Annotated in this window: 24 protein-coding genes, 2 tRNA genes and 2 rRNA genes; 9 read left to right on the top strand and 19 right to left on the bottom strand. The window is 45.6% G+C overall.

Features of this window, described 5'->3' with window-relative positions; translation table 11 throughout:
- Positions 1-64 precede the first annotated feature (64 nt).
- The 4 genes from OJ16_RS03300 (at position 65) to OJ16_RS03285 (ending at position 3,832) form a co-directional block, all read left to right on the top strand.
- Positions 65-1,195 (top strand): methyltransferase, encoded by a 1,131-nt coding sequence (locus OJ16_RS03300; RefSeq protein WP_040987430.1) that lies wholly within the window; start codon positions 65-67, stop codon positions 1,193-1,195.
- Positions 1,196-1,254: 59 nt separating this feature from the next.
- Positions 1,255-1,824: a YajG family lipoprotein gene (locus OJ16_RS03295; RefSeq protein ID WP_040987428.1), complete on the top strand. Its 570-nt coding sequence runs from the start codon at positions 1,255-1,257 to the stop codon at positions 1,822-1,824.
- Entirely contained in the window at positions 1,824-2,369 is a 546-nt protein-coding gene (locus tag OJ16_RS03290) for a peptidylprolyl isomerase (protein WP_052810289.1), read from the top strand. Before OJ16_RS03295 ends, OJ16_RS03290 begins: the two co-directional genes overlap by 1 nt.
- An 86-nt stretch (positions 2,370-2,455) precedes the next feature.
- The gene (locus OJ16_RS03285; protein WP_040987426.1) at positions 2,456-3,832 is read left to right on the top strand and encodes an AmpG family muropeptide MFS transporter; all 1,377 of its coding nucleotides are present in this window, start codon (positions 2,456-2,458) and stop codon (positions 3,830-3,832) included.
- A 66-nt stretch (positions 3,833-3,898) separates the two neighbouring features.
- Here the strand turns inward: OJ16_RS03285 and OJ16_RS03280 are convergent, their stop codons facing one another.
- The 3 genes from OJ16_RS03280 to OJ16_RS03270 are packed head-to-tail and all read right to left on the bottom strand — an operon-like array spanning position 3,899 to position 5,774.
- Complete coding sequence (locus OJ16_RS03280; protein WP_040988766.1) at positions 3,899-4,561, bottom strand: ChrR family anti-sigma-E factor; 663 nt, start codon at positions 4,559-4,561, stop codon at positions 3,899-3,901.
- A 2-nt stretch (positions 4,562-4,563) separates the two neighbouring features.
- Positions 4,564-5,145 (bottom strand): sigma-70 family RNA polymerase sigma factor, encoded by a 582-nt coding sequence (locus OJ16_RS03275; protein WP_040987424.1) that lies wholly within the window; start codon positions 5,143-5,145, stop codon positions 4,564-4,566.
- Positions 5,146-5,201: 56 nt separating this feature from the next.
- The gene (locus OJ16_RS03270) at positions 5,202-5,774 is read right to left on the bottom strand and encodes an LON peptidase substrate-binding domain-containing protein (protein ID WP_040988764.1); all 573 of its coding nucleotides are present in this window, start codon (positions 5,772-5,774) and stop codon (positions 5,202-5,204) included.
- Between the two features lie 345 nt (positions 5,775-6,119).
- On the opposite strand from OJ16_RS03270, the gene OJ16_RS03265 reads away from it, so the two are divergent.
- From OJ16_RS03265 to csdA, 4 genes are all read left to right on the top strand, one after another.
- Complete coding sequence (locus tag OJ16_RS03265) at positions 6,120-6,962, top strand: nucleoside-specific channel-forming Tsx family protein (RefSeq protein WP_040987423.1); 843 nt, start codon at positions 6,120-6,122, stop codon at positions 6,960-6,962.
- Positions 6,963-7,065: 103 nt separating this feature from the next.
- Positions 7,066-7,947 carry a 2-dehydropantoate 2-reductase gene (panE, locus tag OJ16_RS03260; protein WP_040987421.1) on the top strand — a complete coding sequence of 294 codons (882 nt, stop codon included), beginning with the start codon at positions 7,066-7,068 and terminating at the stop codon, positions 7,945-7,947.
- A 4-nt stretch (positions 7,948-7,951) separates the two neighbouring features.
- Complete coding sequence (locus OJ16_RS03255) at positions 7,952-8,551, top strand: DJ-1 family glyoxalase III (RefSeq protein WP_040987419.1); 600 nt, start codon at positions 7,952-7,954, stop codon at positions 8,549-8,551.
- Positions 8,551-9,762, top strand: coding sequence for a cysteine desulfurase CsdA (gene csdA / locus OJ16_RS03250; protein ID WP_040987417.1), 1,212 nt, complete (start codon positions 8,551-8,553; stop codon positions 9,760-9,762). The genes OJ16_RS03255 and csdA overlap by 1 nt, the downstream gene beginning before the upstream one ends.
- A 64-nt stretch (positions 9,763-9,826) precedes the next feature.
- Here the strand turns inward: csdA and ndk are convergent, their stop codons facing one another.
- From ndk to trmJ, 11 genes are all read right to left on the bottom strand, one after another.
- A complete protein-coding gene (gene ndk / locus OJ16_RS03245) occupies positions 9,827-10,252 on the bottom strand; it encodes a nucleoside-diphosphate kinase (protein ID WP_006711732.1) in 426 nt (141 codons plus the stop codon).
- Positions 10,253-10,319: 67 nt separating this feature from the next.
- Entirely contained in the window at positions 10,320-11,606 is a 1,287-nt protein-coding gene (gene pepB / locus OJ16_RS03240; protein ID WP_040987415.1) for an aminopeptidase PepB, read from the bottom strand.
- A 197-nt stretch (positions 11,607-11,803) separates the two neighbouring features.
- On the bottom strand, positions 11,804-11,998 hold the full coding sequence (gene iscX / locus OJ16_RS03235) for a Fe-S cluster assembly protein IscX (protein WP_006711734.1): 195 nt from the start codon (positions 11,996-11,998) through the stop codon (positions 11,804-11,806).
- Positions 11,999-12,107: 109 nt separating this feature from the next.
- A complete protein-coding gene (gene fdx / locus OJ16_RS03230) occupies positions 12,108-12,446 on the bottom strand; it encodes an ISC system 2Fe-2S type ferredoxin (protein WP_040987412.1) in 339 nt (112 codons plus the stop codon).
- Positions 12,447-12,457: 11 nt separating this feature from the next.
- Positions 12,458-14,311 carry a Fe-S protein assembly chaperone HscA gene (hscA, locus tag OJ16_RS03225; protein ID WP_040987410.1) on the bottom strand — a complete coding sequence of 618 codons (1,854 nt, stop codon included), beginning with the start codon at positions 14,309-14,311 and terminating at the stop codon, positions 12,458-12,460.
- A 20-nt stretch (positions 14,312-14,331) separates the two neighbouring features.
- The gene (gene hscB / locus OJ16_RS03220) at positions 14,332-14,847 is read right to left on the bottom strand and encodes a co-chaperone HscB (protein WP_040987408.1); all 516 of its coding nucleotides are present in this window, start codon (positions 14,845-14,847) and stop codon (positions 14,332-14,334) included.
- A gap of 53 nt (positions 14,848-14,900) precedes the next feature.
- Positions 14,901-15,224 carry an iron-sulfur cluster assembly protein IscA gene (iscA, locus tag OJ16_RS03215; protein WP_040987406.1) on the bottom strand — a complete coding sequence of 108 codons (324 nt, stop codon included), beginning with the start codon at positions 15,222-15,224 and terminating at the stop codon, positions 14,901-14,903.
- A gap of 67 nt (positions 15,225-15,291) precedes the next feature.
- The gene (gene iscU, locus OJ16_RS03210; protein ID WP_005592829.1) at positions 15,292-15,672 is read right to left on the bottom strand and encodes a Fe-S cluster assembly scaffold IscU; all 381 of its coding nucleotides are present in this window, start codon (positions 15,670-15,672) and stop codon (positions 15,292-15,294) included.
- Between the two features lie 50 nt (positions 15,673-15,722).
- Positions 15,723-16,937 (bottom strand): IscS subfamily cysteine desulfurase, encoded by a 1,215-nt coding sequence (locus OJ16_RS03205; RefSeq protein WP_040987401.1) that lies wholly within the window; start codon positions 16,935-16,937, stop codon positions 15,723-15,725.
- Positions 16,938-16,967: 30 nt separating this feature from the next.
- Positions 16,968-17,474, bottom strand: coding sequence for a Fe-S cluster assembly transcriptional regulator IscR (gene iscR / locus OJ16_RS03200; RefSeq protein WP_040987399.1), 507 nt, complete (start codon positions 17,472-17,474; stop codon positions 16,968-16,970).
- A 118-nt stretch (positions 17,475-17,592) separates the two neighbouring features.
- Positions 17,593-18,318 (bottom strand): tRNA (cytosine(32)/uridine(32)-2'-O)-methyltransferase TrmJ, encoded by a 726-nt coding sequence (gene trmJ / locus OJ16_RS03195; protein WP_040987396.1) that lies wholly within the window; start codon positions 18,316-18,318, stop codon positions 17,593-17,595.
- A 177-nt stretch (positions 18,319-18,495) separates the two neighbouring features.
- Here trmJ and suhB point away from each other — a divergent pair, with 177 nt between their 5' ends.
- The gene (gene suhB, locus OJ16_RS03190) at positions 18,496-19,299 is read left to right on the top strand and encodes an inositol-1-monophosphatase (RefSeq protein ID WP_040987395.1); all 804 of its coding nucleotides are present in this window, start codon (positions 18,496-18,498) and stop codon (positions 19,297-19,299) included.
- A gap of 88 nt (positions 19,300-19,387) precedes the next feature.
- Here the strand turns inward: suhB and OJ16_RS03185 are convergent, their stop codons facing one another.
- The 5 genes from OJ16_RS03185 to OJ16_RS03165 form a co-directional block, all read right to left on the bottom strand.
- Complete coding sequence (locus tag OJ16_RS03185; protein ID WP_040987392.1) at positions 19,388-20,146, bottom strand: hypothetical protein; 759 nt, start codon at positions 20,144-20,146, stop codon at positions 19,388-19,390.
- A gap of 555 nt (positions 20,147-20,701) precedes the next feature.
- A tRNA-Trp gene (locus tag OJ16_RS03180) sits at positions 20,702-20,778 on the bottom strand.
- 34 nt (positions 20,779-20,812) lie between these two features.
- Positions 20,813-20,889: transfer RNA gene (locus OJ16_RS03175), tRNA-Asp, on the bottom strand.
- Positions 20,890-20,959: 70 nt separating this feature from the next.
- Positions 20,960-21,075, bottom strand: a 5S ribosomal RNA gene (gene rrf / locus OJ16_RS03170).
- A 130-nt stretch (positions 21,076-21,205) separates the two neighbouring features.
- Positions 21,206-22,091: ribosomal RNA gene (locus tag OJ16_RS03165) — 23S ribosomal RNA — on the bottom strand; the annotation flags it as partial.

Below are 22,091 nucleotides of genomic sequence, written 5' to 3'. Positions count from 1 at the left end.
TGGTTTTCACTTTGCTCTTCATCTGCGACAATTTCCTCAATCCCAAACACTAAGCGTTCCATTTATGAAAACAGATCTGACTCTTTACGATCGTACTTTGACCCTCTTCCGTTATCCAAAACGTAACAACGAAACATTACAAGCATGGGACGCTGGTGATGAATACCTTATTCAACACGTTGAAGAGATGGGGTTACCTCAAGGGCAGCACATCGTTGTCCTTAACGATAACTTTGGCGCTTTAAGCTGCTGGTTGTCCGATAAACACCACGTAACGATGGTGAGTGACTCTTTTATTGTTCAACAAGCGACACAAACCAACCTCGCCGATAATGATTGCAACCCGGTATCCTTCGCCACCAGCTTGGAGGCGATTCCGGCAAATGTCGATTTGGTTATCATGCAAATCCCGCGCAACAACCGTTATTTAACTTGGCAACTTGCACAATTACGCAAAACATTGCCAAGCCACGTTCCTGTGATCGCGGTAAATAAAGCCAAAGAGATTCATTCTTCGACGTTAAAGTTGTTTGAAAAATACCTTGGTGAAACCAAAACCTCACTGGCGTGGAAAAAACATCGTCTCGTCTTGAGTCAAGCCAACAGCCCGCAAGCTATTGAGGTTGAGCCTTTTACCGTTTGGTCGGTCGACGAACATAATATGACATTAAAGAACCATGCGAATGTCTATTCTGGAGAAAGTCTCGATCAAGGGGCGCGATTTATACTGCAAAATTTACCCACTGGTGACACTTATAAGCACGCGATTGATTTAGGCTGTGGTAATGGTGTTTTATCGGTCAAACTGGCTCAGTTAAACCCGAAATTAAACATCACCAGTGTTGATGAGAGTTTTATGGCGGTTGAATCGGCTAAACAAAACTTATTGGATAATGTCGGTAACTCAGAGCGCTTTCATTGTATCGCTAACAATTGTTTAGATGGCATGCCTGCCGCGAGCTATGACCTCGTTGTATGTAACCCCCCTTTCCACCAGCAGCAAGCGGTCACTGACCATATTGCATGGCAGATGTTCTGTGATGCAAAGCATGTTCTTAGCACCGGTGGGCAATTATTAGTTATCGGTAACCGTCACCTCGGATACGATATAAAATTAAAACGACTGTTTGGTCAATCGAATGTCTCTGTCGTTTCGGTAAATAAAAAATTCGTGATTTTACAAGCGACTAAGTAGTCCACGATTATCGTTCAACATTTTGGCTTCTCTGTAAAAAAACAAAAAAGGAAATGACAATGAGAAAACTGGTTCTCGCCGCATCAATGGCATTACTCACTGCTTGTTCTGCGCCTCAACAAGAACAACTCAACTTTGCCCCTATGGCAGAATTGAGTAACAGCAACATTGTAAACGGCAGCACATTCTCACTAACCAGTAAAGATGTACGCTCAGCGCAATACGTCGCGCTTGTCGACAGTGGTCGTTCAAACATTGAACCGATTCATGCTAAACAGAATGTTCGCATTACGCTTGAAAATGCATTAGTAGAACAGTTCCAATCTCAAGGCTTCCGTAGCTCAGTCAGCAGCGACAATACGGTTGAATTGGAAGTACAAGAAGTCCTGGTTTCAGTGAAGCACTCTGTGATGGAAAATGAGATGAATGCTAAGCTCGTTATTGAACTCACCGCAGAAACCCCAAAAGGCAAGTTGGTGAAGCTTTACACGGCAACCGCAAATCGCAACGGTGCTCTTAGCGCATCAAATGAAGAAATTGAATTGGTTTTAAACGACGTGGCGAACCTTGCACTGCGTGAAGTCGCAAATGATCGTGAACTACAAAGCTACATGCAGGAGCGTTTCTAATGTGGAAATACGCCATTGCGTGTTTCGCGCTCTTTTCTCATTTCGCTTTTGCTGGACCAAAAGTTGAAATGGAGACAAACCTAGGGTCAGTCATCATCGAGCTAAATAGCGAGAAAGCACCCGTTTCTGTTGCCAACTTCCTCAAATATGTCGAGGATGGCAGCTATGTAGGCACTCAATTTCACCGCGTTATTCCTGGCTTTATGGCTCAAGGCGGTGGCTTTGACGCCAACATGAATCGTGCTGACACCTATGCGCCAATCAAGAATGAAGCGAATAATGGATTACCGAATAACGTCGCAACCATCGCTATGGCGCGCACCAATGATCCTAATTCTGCGACCCGTCAGTTCTTTATCAACTTAGCGGACAACGACTTCCTGAATGCCAGTTCTCGCCCACCGGGTTACGCCGTATTTGGCGAAGTGATCCAAGGGTTTGATGTTGTACAAGAAATGGCAAGAAAACCAACCCATTCCGTGGGGCGTTACGGCGATGTCCCTGTAGAAGCGATTGTGATTAAAAACGTCACTATTCTCGACTAATACAGCTAGGCTCTCATTCTCAGTGAGAGCCTTTTCTTTTCTCTCTTCGTTTCTAATATTGAATCACGCTTTTTCAAGGATTCGTTATGGCTAACGCTTCAATGTCATGGTCAGACACCGTTCGCAGTTATCTAGATAAACGCCTGTTGTGGGTTTTTATGCTCGGTTGTTCAAGCGGTTTTCCATGGGTACTTATCGGCTCAAATATGTCGGGCTGGTTAAAAGATGCCGGCCTAACGCGCACTGCTATCGGCTACTTCGGTAGTGTCTTTGCTGTGTATGCGATTAACTTCCTTTGGGCGCCATTGGTGGATCGCGTCAAGCTCCCCCTACTCCACTCCCTTGGTCAGCGACGCAGTTGGATATTTTTGTGCCAAAGCATTGTTCTGATATGCACGCTAATGATTGCTGGCGTTAACCCCGCTCAGAACTTAATGCTCACGTCAGTGCTTGCGCTGTGCATTGCGATTGCCTCTTCAACACAAGATATCGCCATTGATGCGTATCGAATTGATACCTTCCCTAAATCACAATCCGAGAAACTGCCTCAAGCCTCGGCCATGGCGGTAATAGGATGGTGGACAGGTTACTCACTACCGGGTTATTTAGCCTTTATGAACGCTGACAGTATCGGCTGGAATGGCGTATTTTATGGCATGGCGGTGATTGTGGGCTTACTAATGCTATTTACCCTATTGGTCGGCGAGCCCGTGACTAAACGTGATGCTTTACAAGCTCAAGCTCAAGCTCGCCACAATAAAGTCATTGGCAACCCTATACTTGCTTGGCTAACCGTGACGGTGTTTGAGCCGTTTATCGATTTCTTTGAACGCAATGGCTTTCGTGTCGCGCTAACCCTGTTGCTGTTTGTATTCTTGTTCAAAATCGGCGAAGCGTTTCTTGGCCGGATGTCGATTGCGTTTTACAAAGACATCGGTTTTAGTAATGAACAAATCGGTTACTACTCTAAGCTTATCGGCTGGGGATTAACCATGTTGTTCACCTTAATCGGCAGTATGGTCAATGTGAAATTTGGTATTGTTCGCGGCTTAATGATCGGCGGCATCGCAATGGCGGCGAGTAATCTGATGTTTGCATGGATTGCGAAAGTAGGACCAAATGAAACCTTATTCCTTGCAACACTGGTTGTGGACAACTTTACCTCCGCTTTCTCAACGGTCGCGTTTGTTTCATTCCTAACGGTGGTAACAGGACAAGCCTTCTCGGCAACTCAATACGCTTTACTGGCATCATTGGGGAATTTTGGCCGTACAACATTAGCTTCCTTTAGCGGTGAACTGGTTGATTACCTCAATGATTGGTCGATGTTCTTTATCATTACCGCCTTAATGGTGATACCAAGTCTTATCATGCTTTACACCATGCGAGACTACTTTAATGATATGTTGGATAAAGCACGTACACGTGACCAACAAGATATAGATTCGACACGACAGCAATAAAAGAAAAGGGTCGCAACGGCGACCCTTTTCTTTCTTCACGAACACATCAAACAAACATTTACACCACTACGGATACAACCCTTTACCAAACCGATTAAATATGCGCGCAACGCCTTGAGTAAATAACATCGGTTCAGTTAAAAAGGTAAGACACAAACAATCTTCTCCCTCGCGAGTAAAAGGGCTGTGCTTTGTCGAAGCATCTTTGAGTAAATAATCTCCGGCGTAATAGGTCCCTTCCTCGTCGCGAAAAGAACCGTGTAGTACAAGGGTCGATTCAAACCCTTTGTGGGTGTGCTGCGGAATTTTCACCCCAGCCGAGATATAAAGTAAATTAACACGAGCCCCATCAACCAATTCAATCGGCGCGCTGAATACTTTTCCACCATAGCTCTTCCACTCACCAATATGGTCACTAAAACGACTTAGCGTCAGCGGCAGAGTGAATTGTCGTTCATTCACCTCCACCGTTCTTGGGCTGCGCGCGATTCGTATTGGTTCATCGCAGGTGTCGAGAGCGACAATCTTATCAAAGAGATCGCTCATATCCATTGAGTCTTCAACAGGCAGGGCTTCAAGTTCGCGTCCCGCTTGGTCTTCCATTCTCACCACATGTTGCTGACAGAGCGGACAAGTTTCAATATGAGTCGCAAGTGCAAAGCCATCTACGGCATCTAGATCGCCTTGAACGTAGGCTTGCAACATTTCTAATTTGGGGTGATAACTCATCATTATTGCGTCGCCTCTATGGAATTTCTTAACTTTTCAACGGCCAGTCTTAGGCGAGATTTAACCGTGCCCAATGGAATATCAAACATGTCTGCCACTTGCTGGTGAGGCCTATCTTCAAGATAAACGGCTTGAACGACCTTCCTTTGTGCTTCAGGAAGCACCTCTAAAAATTTAATCACCTGCTTCTTCAACATTTCATGTTCAGGTGAGTAGTGCTCAATCAAATCGGGCGGAATATAATCAGAAGGCCAAATGTCATCGGCTAAAATGTGTGCATCTCGCCCTTTTTGCTTACGCAACAAATCAAAGCAAAGGTTACGCGCAATTGTGTATACCCAGGTGGAAAGGGAACTTTTCGTGCCATCAAACAGCGCTGCCTTCTGCCATACGGTTGCGAGTGCTTCTTGTACTAACTCGACCGCCACTTGTTCATTACCCATGTGTTTGAAAGCAAACTGCTTGAGTCGGGGTGAAAAGTGATTAAACACCAAGGCAAAGGCGTGTTTATCCCGCTGCTTTATCTTGTCCATGCACTCCGTCCAATCGGCTCGGGTATATGTGTTGGTGTCAGGTAAACTCATTCCAACTTCCTTGCGGTGTTTAGTTTTAACTGTATACGCTCCGCACAAAAAAATGATCACTCTTTATCAATTGTTAGCGATAAATAGTCCATTGCTTCTTGGCAATCCTTCCTGCGGGTCAAAAAATCAAATCGCTGTAAATCAACTGGCAACAATTCTAACCAGCGTTGAGCGACCCAAGAGGCATCGTCGAAATAGCACTGTTGATATAACGCGCTTATTTGAGGGAAACGCTGGTAAACATGCCGCAATTGCTGAGCTAAATATTGTTTCTCATCACTCAATTGATGAATATCCCAACTCGGCAGCCATTCCACCGTAGCAAAGCGAAGGCCATCAAAATCCACCCTTACTCGCCCAAGTTCAAATCGCTTTAAGCCGACGACCGTAATACCCAGTAAACCATCGTCGAGCGTCTCAAAATCAACAATTTTCACTAAGCAACCCGTGCGAGAGAGTGTTCCTCTGGGGTTATCTTCATTACGCTCAAAAAGGCAAATACCGAATGTACCATCACGCTTGCTCGCTTCCGTGACCAATCGTTGATATCGAGGCTCAAATATCCTTAGCCTCATCTTACCTTCAGGCAATACCACTGAACCCAGTGGAAAAAGCATCACTTCTGTCATCGAAAAACCCTGCAACATCTGTTTGAACACTTATACGCGACGGCTACCCAACACGATCATTCACCTTTCCTGTTGGTTATTTGATGAACAGCTAATTTTACGCGCTCGTTTGCGTAATCGATACCTTACGCACTTTTTATGCAATCAAATGAAAAGTTCAATCCTTAGCAAAAATTTTACAATAAATGTGATCAAGATCGGCTGTTTTATGATTTTTTACACGTTGAGCACTTTTTTTTAAGATACAGATCGCTATTATCCCACCCAACAAGTGAAAGCAGATTAGATTGTGCAACCACTTCCACATAAAGAATTAACACACATTATTTCCTGAGAGACTCTTTTATGCGTAAAACACTTTTAGCTCTTGGCGTTGTGGCAGCCGTGTCAGGCCAAACTTTTGCTGCTGATTACTCTGATGACATTCATAAAAATGATGGTAAATTCATCAACTTCAACTTGATGCACGCGATAGATGAAAAACCAGGTAACACTGAGCACACTTACCTAGAGATGGAGTTTGGTGGTCGTTCGGGTATGTTCGACCTGTATGGCTACGTTGATGTATTCAACCTAAGTGATGACGATGATAGTGAGAAGTCGGGTCAGGATCGTCTCTTTGCTAAATTTGCACCTCGTCTATCCCTTGATGCTTTAACTGGCTCTGACCTATCATTTGGTCCTGTTCAAGAATTGTACATCGCAAACTACACTGTTATCGATGGTGGCGCGAAATACTCGATCGAAACAAGCAAAAAAGATAGTGACGGTAATTACGTCATGGCAGAGAAAGATCCTGGTTTTCAATCGATGATTGGTTTAGGTTCTGATGTAATGGTGCCATGGTTTGGTAAAATGCAATTCAACCTTTACGCAAACTATGATGTAAAACAAAACGATTGGAACGGCTACCAATTTTCTACCAACTGGTTCAAACCTTTCTTTTTCTTTGAGAATGGCTCATTTATTACTTACCAGGGCTATTTAGATTACCAATTTGGTATGAAAGACGAATACAGCACATCAAGTACTGGCGGATCAATGTTCAATGGTATTTATTGGCATAATAAGCAATTCGCAGTCGGTTATGGTCTAAAGCTTTACGATAACGTTTACGGAATTAAAGACAGTGACGCATTTGAATCATCAGGTGTTGGCCACTATTTCGCTGTTACTTACAAGTTCTAATTATTGCTAATCTGGCATAAAAGGCACCTTCGGGTGCCTTTTTTATTTGCTTTCCTTGTACAGGCTATTATCCTTTTGCCATTAATCTAAATCGGTCATTTTCATGAACTTTGCCATTGTTGGCCCAGGCGCGATTGGCTCTCTATGGGCGAGTTATCTCATCCAAGCGGGTCACCACGTTTGCCTGTGGAGCCGCAACTCCTCCCCACACATTTCCATCCAACGCGATGAATGCCCAGCGATTCAATTTCATAATGGTCATACTGAGCAACTTGCGCAAGCAGATGTGGTTCTGGTCACTTTAAAAGCGCCACAGGTTCAGCATGTTCTTGAATCGATTGCACCTCATATAGATAAAGATGCCATTTTGCTATTAATGCACAATGGCATGGGTACGGCGAAAGCAACTCAAACATTATTCCCTAACAATCCTCTTTTACTCGCGACGACAACACACGGAGCCTACCGCCCATCAAGTACACAAGTACTTCATACCGGCCAAGGGCAAACGTTGATAGGCGCGGTCAATCAAAAAGGGACACAATGTGAATTTTTGGTCGAGGTTCTCAATCACGCTTTGCCTCAAGTACACTGGCAGCACCAAATCAACCAAGCGCTGTGGAATAAAGTGGCGATCAATTGCGCCATCAATCCATTGACTGCACTGCATCAAATCCGTAATGGCGAATTAGCCGCTGTGCACTACCGCTCACAATTAGATAGCATCACAACAGAAGTCGCTCTGGTGATGCAAGCCGAAGGCATTGACGCTGACGCGCAGCACCTGCGTAAAACCGTAAACGATGTCATTGAGGCGACGGCGAATAACTACTCTTCTATGGAGCAAGATATTGCGCATCAAAGACCAAGCGAGATAGACTTTATCACGGGGCATCTGATTAAAACGGCACGCACCCATGGTATTGATGTACCGGTAAATGAGCAGTTGTATCACGCCATCAAACAGATAGAGCAGAGTTGGTAATCCTATGAGTAAAAAAGTATTAGTTCCTATTGCCACTGGCAGTGAGGAAATGGAAGCGATCACCATCATCGATATTATGGTGCGAGCTGGTTACGAAGTGGTTGTTGCCAGTGCTGAGTCTTCCGGCCAGCTGACGATGAAAGCATCACGCGGAGTCACTCTTACCGCCGATTGTCGCTTAGTTGATATTGCTGATGAAGAATTCGATGCGGTGATCTTGCCAGGTGGCGTGGGTGGCAGTGAAGTGTTCCGTGATAGCACAGTATTGGTCGAAATCGTTCGCCAACAAATGTATGAAGGCAAACTGGTCGGCGCCATTTGTGCCGCGCCAGCTTTAGTACTGGCACACCATCAACTCTACCCAAAAGCTTTGATGACTTGTCATCCTCATTTCCAAAGCCATATTCCAGCCAATAATTGGCGAGTGAAGCGTGTTACCTACGATGTCACTCACAATCTCCTGACGAGCCAAGGACCAGGTAGTGCCTTGGAATTTGCGATGGAAATCGTCATTCAACTGTCCGGTAAAGCGCATGCTTGGTCTATCGCCGAGCCGATGGTTACGATGCCCGTATTGCACTATCACGAACTGGGTGAAAGCTAATGCTCGATATCACCTCTATTCGCGCACAATTTCCAGCGTTAAACCAAACCATCAACCACCAGCCATTGGTCTATCTCGACAGCGCGGCGACGACACAAAAGCCCCAAGTGGTGATCGATTCCATTAGCCGCTATTACAGTATCCAAAATGCCAATGTTCATCGTGGAAGCCATAGCTTAACGGCTCAAGCCACCAGTCAATTTGAAGCCGCACGCGCTTGCGTCGCACGCTTTATCCATGCGGCTAGCGAGAAGGAGATTATCTGGACACGCGGTGCGACCGAAGCGTTGAACCTGATCGCGCAAACTTACGCACGCAATACGCTGCAAGAGGGTGATGAGATTCTTATTGGCGAAATGGAACATCACGCCAATATCGTGCCATGGCAAATTGTAGCGGAACAAACCGGCGCGAAAATCGTTAAGGTCGCCATGAGCGATGGCTGTCATCTCGATTTGGATGTCTTTCAGCAAGCACTAAATGAGAAAACAAAAATTGTCGCGATCGCGCACACCACAAATGTCACGGGTACCCGTCAGCCTATTGAAGCGATGATTGAACTTGCGCATCAACAAGGCGCGGTTGTGGTGCTTGATGCCGCTCAAGGCATCGTTCATGAAGCGATCGACGTCCAATCTTTAAATGCCGACTTTTTGGTGTTCTCTGGCCATAAGATTTTTGCGCCTGCGGGCATCGGCGTGCTCTATGGCAAGCTTGATCTGCTAGAAGCCATGCCACCATGGCATGGGGGTGGAAAAATGGTAGAGAAAGTGTCTTTTTCTGGCACAACCTATAGCGAACTTCCCGGTAAATTTGAAGCGGGCACCCCAAATGTGGCTGGCGCAATTGCACTCGCGACCGCCATAAAATGGTATGAACAGTTTACTCGAGAAGAAGTCGAAGCGCATATTCACGCCTTAGTAGACCGCGTTTACCAGCAGCTTTGTCAGCATGACGATATCCGAGTCATCGGCTACCAGCCAAATGCATCGGTGCTCTCTTTTGTGGTCGATGGCGTTCATCATCAAGACATCGCCACATTACTCGACCAACAAGGTATTGCCGTACGTGCAGGTCACCATTGCGCACATCCATTGATGGATGCACTGGGCATCGCGGGGACTGTGCGAATCTCTTTTGCCATTTACAACGATCAAAACGATGCCGAACGAGTTATTGCGGCAATAGAGAAAGCTCTCGATATGTTGTAATACGACAAACAAAAAAAAGAGCCTCGATTGAGGCTCTTTTCATTCTAACTCTTGCTGATTGAAATTAGCGTGGGCAAATCTCTGACTCAGGGAAGAAGAACGCAATTTCACGCGCAGCAGATTCAGGGCTATCGGAACCATGAACAGAGTTATGACGCATACTCAATGCGTAATCCGCACGAATGGTGCCACATGCCGCTTCTTCAGGGTTGGTTTTACCCATCAACTCGCGATAGCGAGTGATCGCCTCTTCACCTTCAAGAACTTGAACCATCACTGGCCCCGACGTCATGAATGCTTTGAGGTCATTGAAAAATTCTTTACCTTCATGCTCTGCATAAAAGCCACTAGCTTGCTCATCATTGAGATGGAGCATTTTTGCCGCGACAACGCTTAAGCCTGCTTTTTCAAAACGATTGTAAATTTCACCAATCAAATTACGCTTTACCGCATCCGGCTTTACGATGGAAAACGTTCTTTCTAGAGCCATATGATCTCCCTCTACTTCTCTTCTATTTTTATTTGCAGTCTAAATGCTGCTCATATTGATCGTCTATTTATTGGACCAAAATGCGAGCTAATGAGCGTACCCCCATACCGGTTGCACCTGCGCCCCATTTGTCCGATGCCGCTTTACGATAGGTGCCCGCACAATCAAAGTGCAGCCAACCTTTTTGATAATCTTCAACAAAGTAAGACAGGAATGCCGCCGCCGTGCTAGCGCCTGGCGAGTAATCGCCGCTGCAGATATTCGATAAATCGGCAAAATTAGAAGGCAGCATTGAACGGTGGAACTCAGCAACAGGTAATGGCCATAAGCCTTCGTTTTCTTCACGGGCACAAGTTAGTGCTTGATGAGAAAGCGATTCATCAAAGCTCATCAGAGCGTGATAATCATTCCCCAATGCGTTTTTCGCCGCACCCGTTAAAGTGGCACAATCGATGATCAACTCTGGTTTTTGCTCACTGGCGTAGATCAAACCATCAGCCAGAACCAAACGACCTTCCGCATCGGTGTTCATGATTTCAACGGTTTTACCATTTTTATAAGTAATGATATCGCCTAGCTTGAGTGCGCGACCTGAGATCATATTCTCCGCACAACATAGGATCAGTTTTACGCGCTTATTCAAACCACGCATGATCGCAAGACCCAACCCACCCGTGATCGTACCAGCACCGCCCATATCGGATTTCATCGCGGTCATAAAGTTAGATGGCTTTAAGCTGTAACCGCCTGAATCAAAGGTAATCCCTTTACCGACCAAGCAGGCATACACGGGTGCGTTCTCATCCCCTGTTGGGTTGAAATCAAGTTGTAACATTGCAGAGGTGCGTTCTGAGCCGCGGCCAACGGCATAGATACCTTCCCAACCTTCCGTGAGGAGATCTTTATCTTTTACAATACGAACCGTGACCGAACCTTCAGGGGCAACGGATTTGATAAACTCCGCCGCCATCGTCGCCAATTGGCGAGGGGCAACTTCTTCCGCCGACTTGTTGATGATGTCACAAGTGAATGTCGTTGCTTGAATGCGAGCTTCTAACTCTGCCTGCTGAACCTCTTCCAGAGGTTTCCACGTCACATTGGTGTTTTTCTTTGGTTCTCGGAATCCTTGGAAAAATGCCCAAATCGCTTCCAAATCCCACCCCTGACCTTCGAGCGCGGTATTTGTAATACCTTGTGAGACAATTTTTCGTGCCGCTCTTTGAATAGCATCAAGATCGTGGCCTTCAGCCAAATGAACTGTCGCGCCTTGTTCAGTAAAAGAAACGAGCGCTTTATTACCCCAACTTGCCGCAGCTTCAGCTTGGCTTAAATATACCGACATCTGTGTAGACATGGTCTCTCCTTGTCTTAATTATGGCGCTGACTACGCCTTTTTCTCTATACCAAAATCCTCTCGAGTAAGCATTAAGGCAGACTTGGGTATTGAGGTTCGATGTTAGCATTATGTCACGCAAAAATGTCAATTGGATAAAAAAACGGGCCATAAGGCCCGTTTTTTTAATACTTTTTGACGATGCATAACATCGCGCTTTAATCCGCTTCATCCATCCAACAAAGAATCACCGCTTCAAGAATTTTTTCATTGGAATGATTCGGTTCATCTTCAAAATCATCTAACTCTAAAATCCATTGATGCAAATCGGTAAAACGCACGGTTTTTGGATCCGTGTCGGGGAATTTGTCACACAGCTCAATCGCAATATCGCGTGAATCGGTCCATTTCATTCGTCGTCTTCCTTAAAATCGAGTATTAATATTGTTCAAGATAGCTGAATTTATCGTAAATCATCAAATGCATGACAATAAACAAACGTTAAATTCAGCTCAAAGAACATTAATGGTCTTCTGAAGCGTGATTTAGAGTGTAACGTGGAATTTCAACCACTAAATCTTCTTTTGCTACTCGGGCCTGACAGCCTAGACGAGATTCCGGCTCTAAACCCCACGCTTTATCAAGCATGTCATCTTCTAGCTCATCACTTTCATCTAATGAGTCAAAGCCTTCGCGAACAATAATGTGGCAAGTAGTACAAGCACACGACTTTTCACACGCATGTTCAATTCCAATACCATTCTTTAGTGCCACATCCAATACTGTTTCGCCCGCTTGAGCTTCTAATACAGCACCTTCAGGACATAAGTCTTCATGAGGTAATACGATAATTTTAGGCATAACTTCTACTCTTAAATATCATTGACTGACTGACCTGATAGCGCAGCTCGAATCGATTTATCCATACGACGAGACGCAAACTCTTGGCTTGCCTTATCCGTCGCTTTAATTCCTAACTCAATCGCATCGGCATCATCACCGTTGCGCAGTTCAATAAGGGTCTCAATCACTTTCAGTAGCGCTTGTTCTTCTTCGCTTGTCAGTAATTCTTCACCGTCTGCTTGCATCGCAGCGATCAAACCTTCAATCACACGATCCGCTTCAACACGTTGCTCTGCGAGAGCACGAGCTTGCATGTCTTCTTTGGCATACGTCATCGAATCACGCAGCATATTAGCGACTTCATTGTCACTTAAACCGTAAGAAGGCTTCACTTGAATTTCTGATTGAATACCGGTGCTCTTTTCCATTGCCGTTACCGACAATAGGCCGTCAGCATCCACTTGATAAGTCACTCGAATATGCGCTGCACCCGCCGCCATTGGGGGAATGCCTTTTAATGAGAAGCGCGCTAATGAACGACAATCGTCGACCATTTCACGTTCACCCTGTACGGTATGAACGGTCATCGCAGTCTGACCATCTTTAAATGTGGTAAATTCTTGCGCTCGTGCAACCGGAATCGTGGTGTTACGTGGAATGATTTTTTCCACCAAACCACCCATGGTTTCAATACCCAACGAAAGCGGAATAACATCCAGCAATAACATCTCTGAATCCGGTTTGTTACCCACAAGGATATCGGCTTGAATGCCAGCGCCAATAGCGACCACTTCGTCCGGGTTGATACTGGTAAGTGGCGCGCGTTCAAAGAATTCGCCGACCATTTCACGTACCAACAATGTGCGAGTTGAACCACCCACCATAACGACTTCGTTGACTTCTTCTAGCTCAACTTCGGCATCTTTCAATGCGCGTCGGCATGACATCAATGTTTTCTTCACGAGTGGGCGAATTAAGTCTTCAAACTCTTCACGTGTAACCGAACCTTGCCAATCAAGAACATTCACATCCGCGACGTCTTGAGTAGAGAATGATTGCTTCACTTTTTGCGCAGCATTGAGCAGTGTACGGTTTTGCTCTGCTGATAATGGGGCTTCGATGCCCATTTGCGCCAATAAGTGCTCAGCCAATAGATGGTCGAAATCGTCACCACCAAGAGCCGAATCCCCACCGGTCGCTAACACTTCAAATACGCCTTTCGATAAACGTAAGATCGAGATGTCAAATGTGCCGCCACCAAGGTCGTAAACCGCAACCACGCCTTCTTGACCAGAATCTAAGCCATAAGCAATCGCAGCAGCGGTCGGCTCATTCAGCAAGCGTAAAACATGAAGACCCGCCAGTTTAGCCGCATCTTTTGTTCCTGCACGCTGAGCGTCATCGAAATAAGCCGGTACAGTGATCACCACCCCCGCTAACTCGCCACCCAGTGTGGTTTCAGCACGGACTTTCAACGCATTTAAAATGTCTGCAGATATTTCGATCGGATTCTTATTGCCACCCGCGGTTTGTAAGATAGGCAAACCATTATCACTGGCAATAAACTGGTAAGGCAGAGAAGAGTAGCGCTGGTTTATGTCCGTCAATGAACGGCCAATCAGACGCTTAACTGAAATGATGGTATTAGCAGCATCCTGTTCTGAATGCGCCAGTGCTTCATGTCCAACCAAAACCGAATCATTGGTGTAATGAACTACAGAAGGCAAAATACGACGGCCTTGGTCGTCTTCTAATGTCGCAGCATTACCGCTACGAACCGTCGAAACCAATGAATTAGTTGTGCCGAGATCAATACCGGCAGCTAATTTATGCTCATGAGGTGCCGAGCTCTGGCCCGGTTCTGCAATTTGAAGTAACGCCATTGTTAGTCCTTGCTCTGAGGTTAACCGAGTAGTTTTTCTTCTACTAACTCGATTTCATGTTTTAATTTGGCAATAAATTTAAGCTTACGTACACGATCAGCGGCAAGAATCCATTGAGCGGCATTAAGCTCTTTTTCGATCTCGACCAACTGCTGCTTGTACGTTTTAGTCACTTTTTCATCAAACTCAAACAATGCAGCTTCAGGATCCGTTCCACCAGGGATCTCTTCCAACTCTTCACGTAATTCCATTTGCTCCATGAGAAACAGAGGATCTTGTAGAGTCTGCTGTTCACCATGCAATTCGATGCCATTTTGGGCAATCAAATATTCTGCACGCGAAAGCGGCTTTTTCAAAATTTGATAAGCGTCGTTAATTTGCGCTGCTTTTTGCACTGCCATCAAGCGGTCACGCTCAGAAGCAGTCGCAAAATTGTCAGGATGAAAACGTTTTTGCAGTTCTCGGAACTGAGAAGAAAGAAGGCTACCATCCAGACTGAACTGAGTTGGTAGCCCAAATAATTCGAAGTGATTCATCTAAATCTAGCCTTTGGCAATCTCTCCCACTTTCGCAAGCAGGAGATCAATCATTAAACGTTGAAGCTTTCACCACAGCCACATTCACTTTTCGCGTTCGGGTTATTGAACTCAAAGCCTTCATTCAAGCCTTGTTTTACGTAGTCAAGCTCTGTGCCGTCAAGGTATGCGAGGCTTTTTTGATCGATGATGACTTTGACACCTTTGTGCTCAAAAACTTCATCTTCTTCATTTAGCTCATCGACAAACTCAAGTACATAAGCCATACCCGAACAACCTGTCGTTTTTACACCGAGACGCAAACCCACGCCCTTCCCACGATTTTCTAGGAAAGCACTGATACGGCTAACTGCTGCATCTGTTAATGTAATGGCCATACTGCACCTTGATTGTTTCTATTACCAATAAAATGGGAGGCCAGCTCCCATCATGACAAAGTCGAGTTTACTGATGTTTCTTCTTATAGTCAGCAACTGCTGCTTTAATTGCATCTTCCGCTAGGATTGAGCAGTGAACTTTTACTGGTGGCAGTTCTAGCTCTTCGGCAATTTCAGAGTTTTTGATTGCTGCGGCTTCATCGATTGATTTACCTTTTACCCATTCTGTTACCAATGAGCTTGAAGCAATCGCACTACCACAACCATAAGTTTTAAACTTCGCATCTTCGATAATACCTTCCGGTGTTACTTTAATTTGAAGTTTCATCACATCACCACATGCAGGAGCGCCAACCATGCCGCTGCCTACTGATGGATCTTCTTTATCGAAAGAACCAACGTTACGTGGGTTCTCATAATGATCAATTACTTTTTCGCTGTACGCCATAATATCTACCTCGAATCCTCTACATCTACATCAATTGGGACGCAAACTGATTAGTGGTGTGCCCACTCAACCGTGTTTAAGTCGATCCCTTCCTTGTACATATCCCATAGAGGAGACATGTCGCGTAGCTTATTAACCGCTACACGGATTTGTTCAATTGCATAGTCCACTTCTTCTTCCGTCGTAAAGCGACCAAATGAGAAACGAACTGAACTGTGTGCTAACTCATCGTTCAGGCCAAGAGCACGAAGAACATATGATGGCTCTAGGCTTGCCGATGTACATGCACTGCCTGAAGAAACAGCAAGGTCTTTCAGTGACATCAGTAGCGATTCACCTTCAACAAAAGCGAAACTGATGTTTAGGTTATGTGGTACACGTTGATCAAAGTCACCGTTTACCGTTACCGCTTCAAGATCCTTCACGCCATTAAATAGACGGTTACGAAGTGCTAAGGCATGATCGTAATCTTTTTGTAATTCTTCTTTTGCAATGCGGAAAGCTTCACCCATACCGACGATTTGGTGCGTTGCGAGTGTACCTGAACGGAAACCACGTTCATGGCCGCCACCGTGCATTTGCGCTTCTAGGCGAATGCGTGGTTTACGACGAACATACAGTGCACCGATGCCCTTCGGGCCGTAGGCTTTATGCGCTGATAGCGAGATAAGGTCTACTTTCATCGCTTGTACATCAATCACAACTTTACCCGCTGATTGCGCGGCATCCACATGGAAGATAATCTTGCGTTCGCGACATAATTCGCCAATCGCTGCGATATCTTGGATTACGCCAATTTCGTTGTTCACGTGCATGATAGAAACCAGTACGGTATCTTCACGCATTGCGGCTTGAAGTTTATCAAGATCAACCAGGCCATTTGCTTCAGGCGCTAAGTAAGTCACTTCAAAGCCTTCACGCTCAAGTTGGCGACAAGGATCCAGTACTGCTTTATGTTCAGTCTTGCAGGTAATGACGTGCTTACCTTTTTTCTCGTAGAAATGCGCAGCGCCTTTAATGGCTAAGTTGTCAGACTCAGTCGCGCCAGAAGTAAATACGATTTCACGAGGGTCTGCGTTCAGCAGCTCAGCGATTTGTTCGCGAGCATTATCGACTGCCTCTTCGGCTTGCCAACCGTAACGGTGTGATCGTGACGCTGGATTACCAAACGTACCATCCATCGTCATGCACTGAACCATCTTTTCAGCCACACGCGGGTCAACCGGACAAGTTGCTGAATAATCAAGATAAATCGGCAGTTTCATTCTTTACTCCAATGTAAACTTACTGGCCGCTTATGAGCGGACATTTATTCCCATAGCCGCACTCAAAGAGTCGCGATTGGTTAAGCTATGGTTTACCGCAAGATCGATATCTTGTCGGTCAGAAATTGAGATGACTTCATTGTCTTTCATCAACTCACCCAAGGTGATGTTGTTAAGAAAGTCACTGATACGCGAGCTTAAATCTCGCCACAATGTGTGCGTTAGACAGCGAGTGCCACCTTGGCAATCACCTTTACCGTTGCATTTTGTTGCATCAACGGATTCATCTACAGCGGCGATGACGGTTCCAATCGCAATAGTGTGCGCTTCTGCACCAAGGCGATATCCACCTCCTGGACCACGAACACTAGCAACCAAGCCGGCTTTACGTAGTTTTGAAAACAGTTGTTCTAAATACGACAGAGAAATACCTTGTCGTTCAGAAATATCGGCAAGCGGCACAGGGTTTTGCTGAGAATGTAACGCCACATCTAGCATAGCGGTAACTGCGTATCTTCCTTTCGATGTAAGTCTCATATAACACCATATCCACATTGTTCATGTGGTATGAATCTTTTCATACCTGACTAAAATGGTCAAGTATTAATTTGACCATTTTAGTCAGGTATTACGGGAAGATAGCGAAACGAACAAATCAACGACGAATGTTTTTTTCAACGGCGGTCAAAATTCCACGTAAGATATTAATCTCTTGTAATTCTGGACGTGCGCGACTGAATAAACGACGTAATTTATTCACAACCTTTCCAGGTTGCTCTTCAGAAATAAATTGGGTATCAACCATGACTTTTTCAAGGTGCTGATACAGCAATTCCAATTCTTTATGGCGAGGATATTCCGGAAGCGTACTTTCTGTAAAACCCAGCTTTTCTTCTGCAAGGTGCGCAACACGAATTTCATAGCTGATCGTTTGAACGGCCATTGCCAAGTTCAACGAGCTATATTCTGGATTCGCAGGGATACAAACGTGGTAATGACAAGTCTGTAACTCATCATTTGTCAGTCCAGTACGCTCGCGACCAAAGACGATAGCAACGTTTGCCGTACGTCCCTCGATGACACATTTTTCACCGCATTCACGTGGCTCAAGCATAGGCCAATCTAATGTACGTGAACGTGCGCTTGAGCCAACAACCAAAGCACAATCGGCCACCGCTTCTTCAAGCGTTGGATAAATTTGAGCATTGAGAGCGATATCACTCGCACCAGCCGCTAGAGCGGTTGCTTGGTCATCTACCTCGCATTGAGGGTCGACCAAAACCATGTTAGTTAGCCCCATCACTTTCATTGCTCGTGCAGCCGAGCCTATGTTACCTGAGTGAGAAGTACCAACTAAAACTACTTTGACATTGTTGAGCATGACCGATTACCTATCGCATTATAAAGCTGCGAGATATTATCACATTGCCGATCAAAATCATCGCAGGGATTTAATCCCATGACTCAACAGTACGAAATTTAACCACTTCCATTTGTTATTTATTCTGTTATACTTCCGGCCGTTTTTCTGTTCTTTAACATCCGTTGGGAAATTAGTATGCATCCAATGCTTAATATCGCTATTCGTGCTGCACGAAAAGCTGGCAACCACATTGCCAAATCACTTGAAAATGTTGAGAAGATTGAATCTTCTCTAAAAGGCACGAACGACTTTGTTACTAACGTAGACAAAGAAGCGGAAGCAATGATCATCGATACAATTAAAGCGTCTTACCCAGACCACTGTATCGTTGCTGAAGAAAACGGCGTTATCGACGGCCGTGATAAAGAAGTACAATGGATCATCGACCCACTGGATGGCACGTCTAACTTTGTTAAAGGTCTACCACACTTCTCAGTATCTATCGCAGTTCGCATTAAAGGCCGAACTGAAGTAGCGTGTGTATACGATCCAATGCTTAACGAGCTATTTACTGCTCAACGTGGTTCTGGCGCTCAGCTGAACAACGCTCGTATTCGCGTAAAACAAGTTAAAGACCTTCAAGGTACTATCCTTGCAACTGGTTTCCCATTCAAACAAAAGCAGCATTCTGAATCTTACTTCAAGATCCTATCTGCTCTATTTGTTGACTGCGCTGATTTCCGTCGCACTGGTTCTGCAGCTCTAGACCTATGTTACCTAGCGGCAAACCGCGTTGATGGTTACTTTGAACTAGGCCTAAAACCTTGGGATATGGCAGCAGGTGAGCTTATCGCTCGTGAAGCTGGCGCTATCGTTACAGACTTCGCTGGCGGCACTGACTACATGGCATCAGGCAACATCGTTGCTTCAAGTGCTCGTGGCGTTAAAGGCATCCTTAAGCATATCCGTGAAAACGGCAATGCTGCAATGCTAAAATAATCGCTCTTTGATTATACAAAAGCCCCGCTCTATGAGCGGGGCTTTTTTGTTTATGCCGCAAACTAACATGAGACGGCTTTAAGCCAAATTAACCCATTCTCGTAAAGCGATATGTTTGCAGTTTTTGCTCACGACCTTCAACATAGGCATAGCTATCAATGAGCCAAATCTGATGGCCAACGAAACTTAATTCAAGACGAATATCCGCCGTTTCAATATCCGCATAGATAACATCATCGACATTGGTGGGATAAAATAAAACCTTATTGCTGTTTGCGTCTGACTCTCCAGCAAAACGCACCGATACATTTTTGCCTAAATTATTAATCTCTAGCTGATGACCACTGCTGGCATCATAACTAAAAGACGCATTTAAATTGAGCCCCTGCGGGTTGGCAATGTTGACGTTAGCAGTCGAAAAGGAAGCGAGCCTTCCTTCTGCCGTGATCTTTTGATGATCAATCGTCACAATATGATTCTGAATGCCCACATTCCATTCACCCACAAAGTTTTCTAACTGTTGCCAGTTCTGTTGACGAACTGATGTATCATCGCTTCCCAGCGCGGCGATGGCACTATTGCGACTATCATGACGTATATTCTCTCTATTACTCTGCAGATCTTGACTTGAGCCTGCGACTCCTCCTGCAACGCCACCGGCAATCGCGCCTTTTACAGCCAAATCAGGTTCACCCATCAATGCGCCCATCGTTAGCCCTAGCAGCGCTCCCCCGACCGCTCCTTGCTTAGTAGCAGCATTAGGGTCATCTTCACCTGGCGAGGTACAACCCGCAAGCAAAGGGATAGAGATAAGTGATGTAATCACTAGCTTAGTGTTAAATTTCATAGGGCACCTTATTCCTTGAACTGGCTGTATAGTAAACAACCTGCGTCATTAGAACTTCAGTGAATGTCAGCGTAGTTTTAGAGCTTAAAAGAGAAGTGTTACGGGTTGTTGCACAACCGCAAGCTGAAATCTGAGAATGAGATTCGAGAAATAGCGAAGTGGATGAAATTCTAACACTCGACACGCGCTATTTGATATTCGGGGAATCCGCAGCTCTACCAATTGGAGCTAATGCAGATATTACAGACGTAAAAAAGCCCCAGCATTTCTGCTGAGGCTTAGTATATGGCTGGAGTGGAGAGATTTGAACGCCCGACACGCGCTATTCGATATTCGGGGGATCCGCTGCTCTGCCAATTGAAGTCGATGCAGATATTACAGACGTAAAAAAGCCCCAGCACTTCTGCTGAGGCTTAGTATATGGCAGGGTGGAGAGATTCGAACTCCCAACACGCGCTATTTGATATTCGGGGAATCCGCTGCTCTACCAATTGGAACCAATACAAATATTACAGACGTAAAAAAGCCCCAGCATTTCTGCTGAGGCTTAGTATATGGCAGGGGTGGAGAGATTCGAACTCCCAACACGCGGATTTGGAATCCGCTGCTCTGCCAATTGGAGCTACACCCCTATCTTCGTGTTTAAAGAGACGACTCTCAAAATAGTGGCGGAGTGGACGGGACTCGAACCCGCGACCCCCGGCGTGACAGGCCGGTATTCTAACCAACTGAACTACCACTCCGCAGTGGCAAACTTACCGTAGTAAGCGTCCATTTTGTTTCTAGATGGTCTATCTAAAAACGAAATTTAAAGCCTGGCGATGTCCTACTCTCACATGGGGAAACCCCACACTACCATCGGCGCTATTGCGTTTCACTTCTGAGTTCGGCATGGAATCAGGTGGGTCCGCAACGCTATGGTCGCCAAGCAAATTCTTCTTTTACCTTCAGCTTTTATAAAAAACTGAAAGCAAAATTAATCTGGAAAGCTGTCTTATGTTCTCACACACATTCAATCATGTTCTTGTATTGAGTCCTACAAAACCCCTTGGGTGTTGTATGGTTAAGCCTCACGGGCAATTAGTACAGGTTAGCTCAACGCCTCACAGCGCTTACACACCCTGCCTATCAACGTTCTAGTCTCGAACAACCCTTTAGGGCACTTAAAGTGCCAGGGAAAACTCATCTCAAGGCTCGCTTCGCGCTTAGATGCTTTCAGCGCTTATCGATTCCGAACTTAGCTACCGGGCAATGCCACTGGCGTGACAACCCGAACACCAGAGGTTCGTCCACTCCGGTCCTCTCGTACTAGGAGCAGCCCCTTTCAATTTTCCAACGCCCACGGCAGATAGGGACCGAACTGTCTCACGACGTTCTAAACCCAGCTCGCGTACCACTTTAAATGGCGAACAGCCATACCCTTGGGACCGACTTCAGCCCCAGGATGTGATGAGCCGACATCGAGGTGCCAAACACCGCCGTCGATATGAACTCTTGGGCGGTATCAGCCTGTTATCCCCGGAGTACCTTTTATCCGTTGAGCGATGGCCCTTCCATACAGAACCACCGGATCACTATGACCTACTTTCGTACCTGCTCGAACCGTCATTCTCGCAGTTAAGCGGGCTTATGCCATTGCACTAACCACACGATGTCCAACCGTGTTTAGCCCACCTTCGTGCTCCTCCGTTACTCTTTGGGAGGAGACCGCCCCAGTCAAACTACCCACCAGGCACTGTCCGTAACCCCGATAAGGGGCCAACGTTAGAACATCAAGCATACAAGGGTGGTATTTCAAGATTGCCTCCACAAATACTGGCGTACTTGCTTCAAAGGCTCCCACCTATCCTACACATGTAGGGTCAATGTTCAGTGCCAAGCTGTAGTAAAGGTTCACGGGGTCGTTCCGTCTAGCCGCGGGGAAACTGCAGGTTCAAGGCGATTT

Source organism: Vibrio renipiscarius (assembly GCF_000827885.1).
GTDB classification, from domain to species: Bacteria; Pseudomonadota; Gammaproteobacteria; order Enterobacterales; family Vibrionaceae; genus Vibrio; species Vibrio renipiscarius.
Note: the sequence above shows the minus strand (reverse complement) of the source record. Positions and strands in the feature narration are given on the sequence as shown.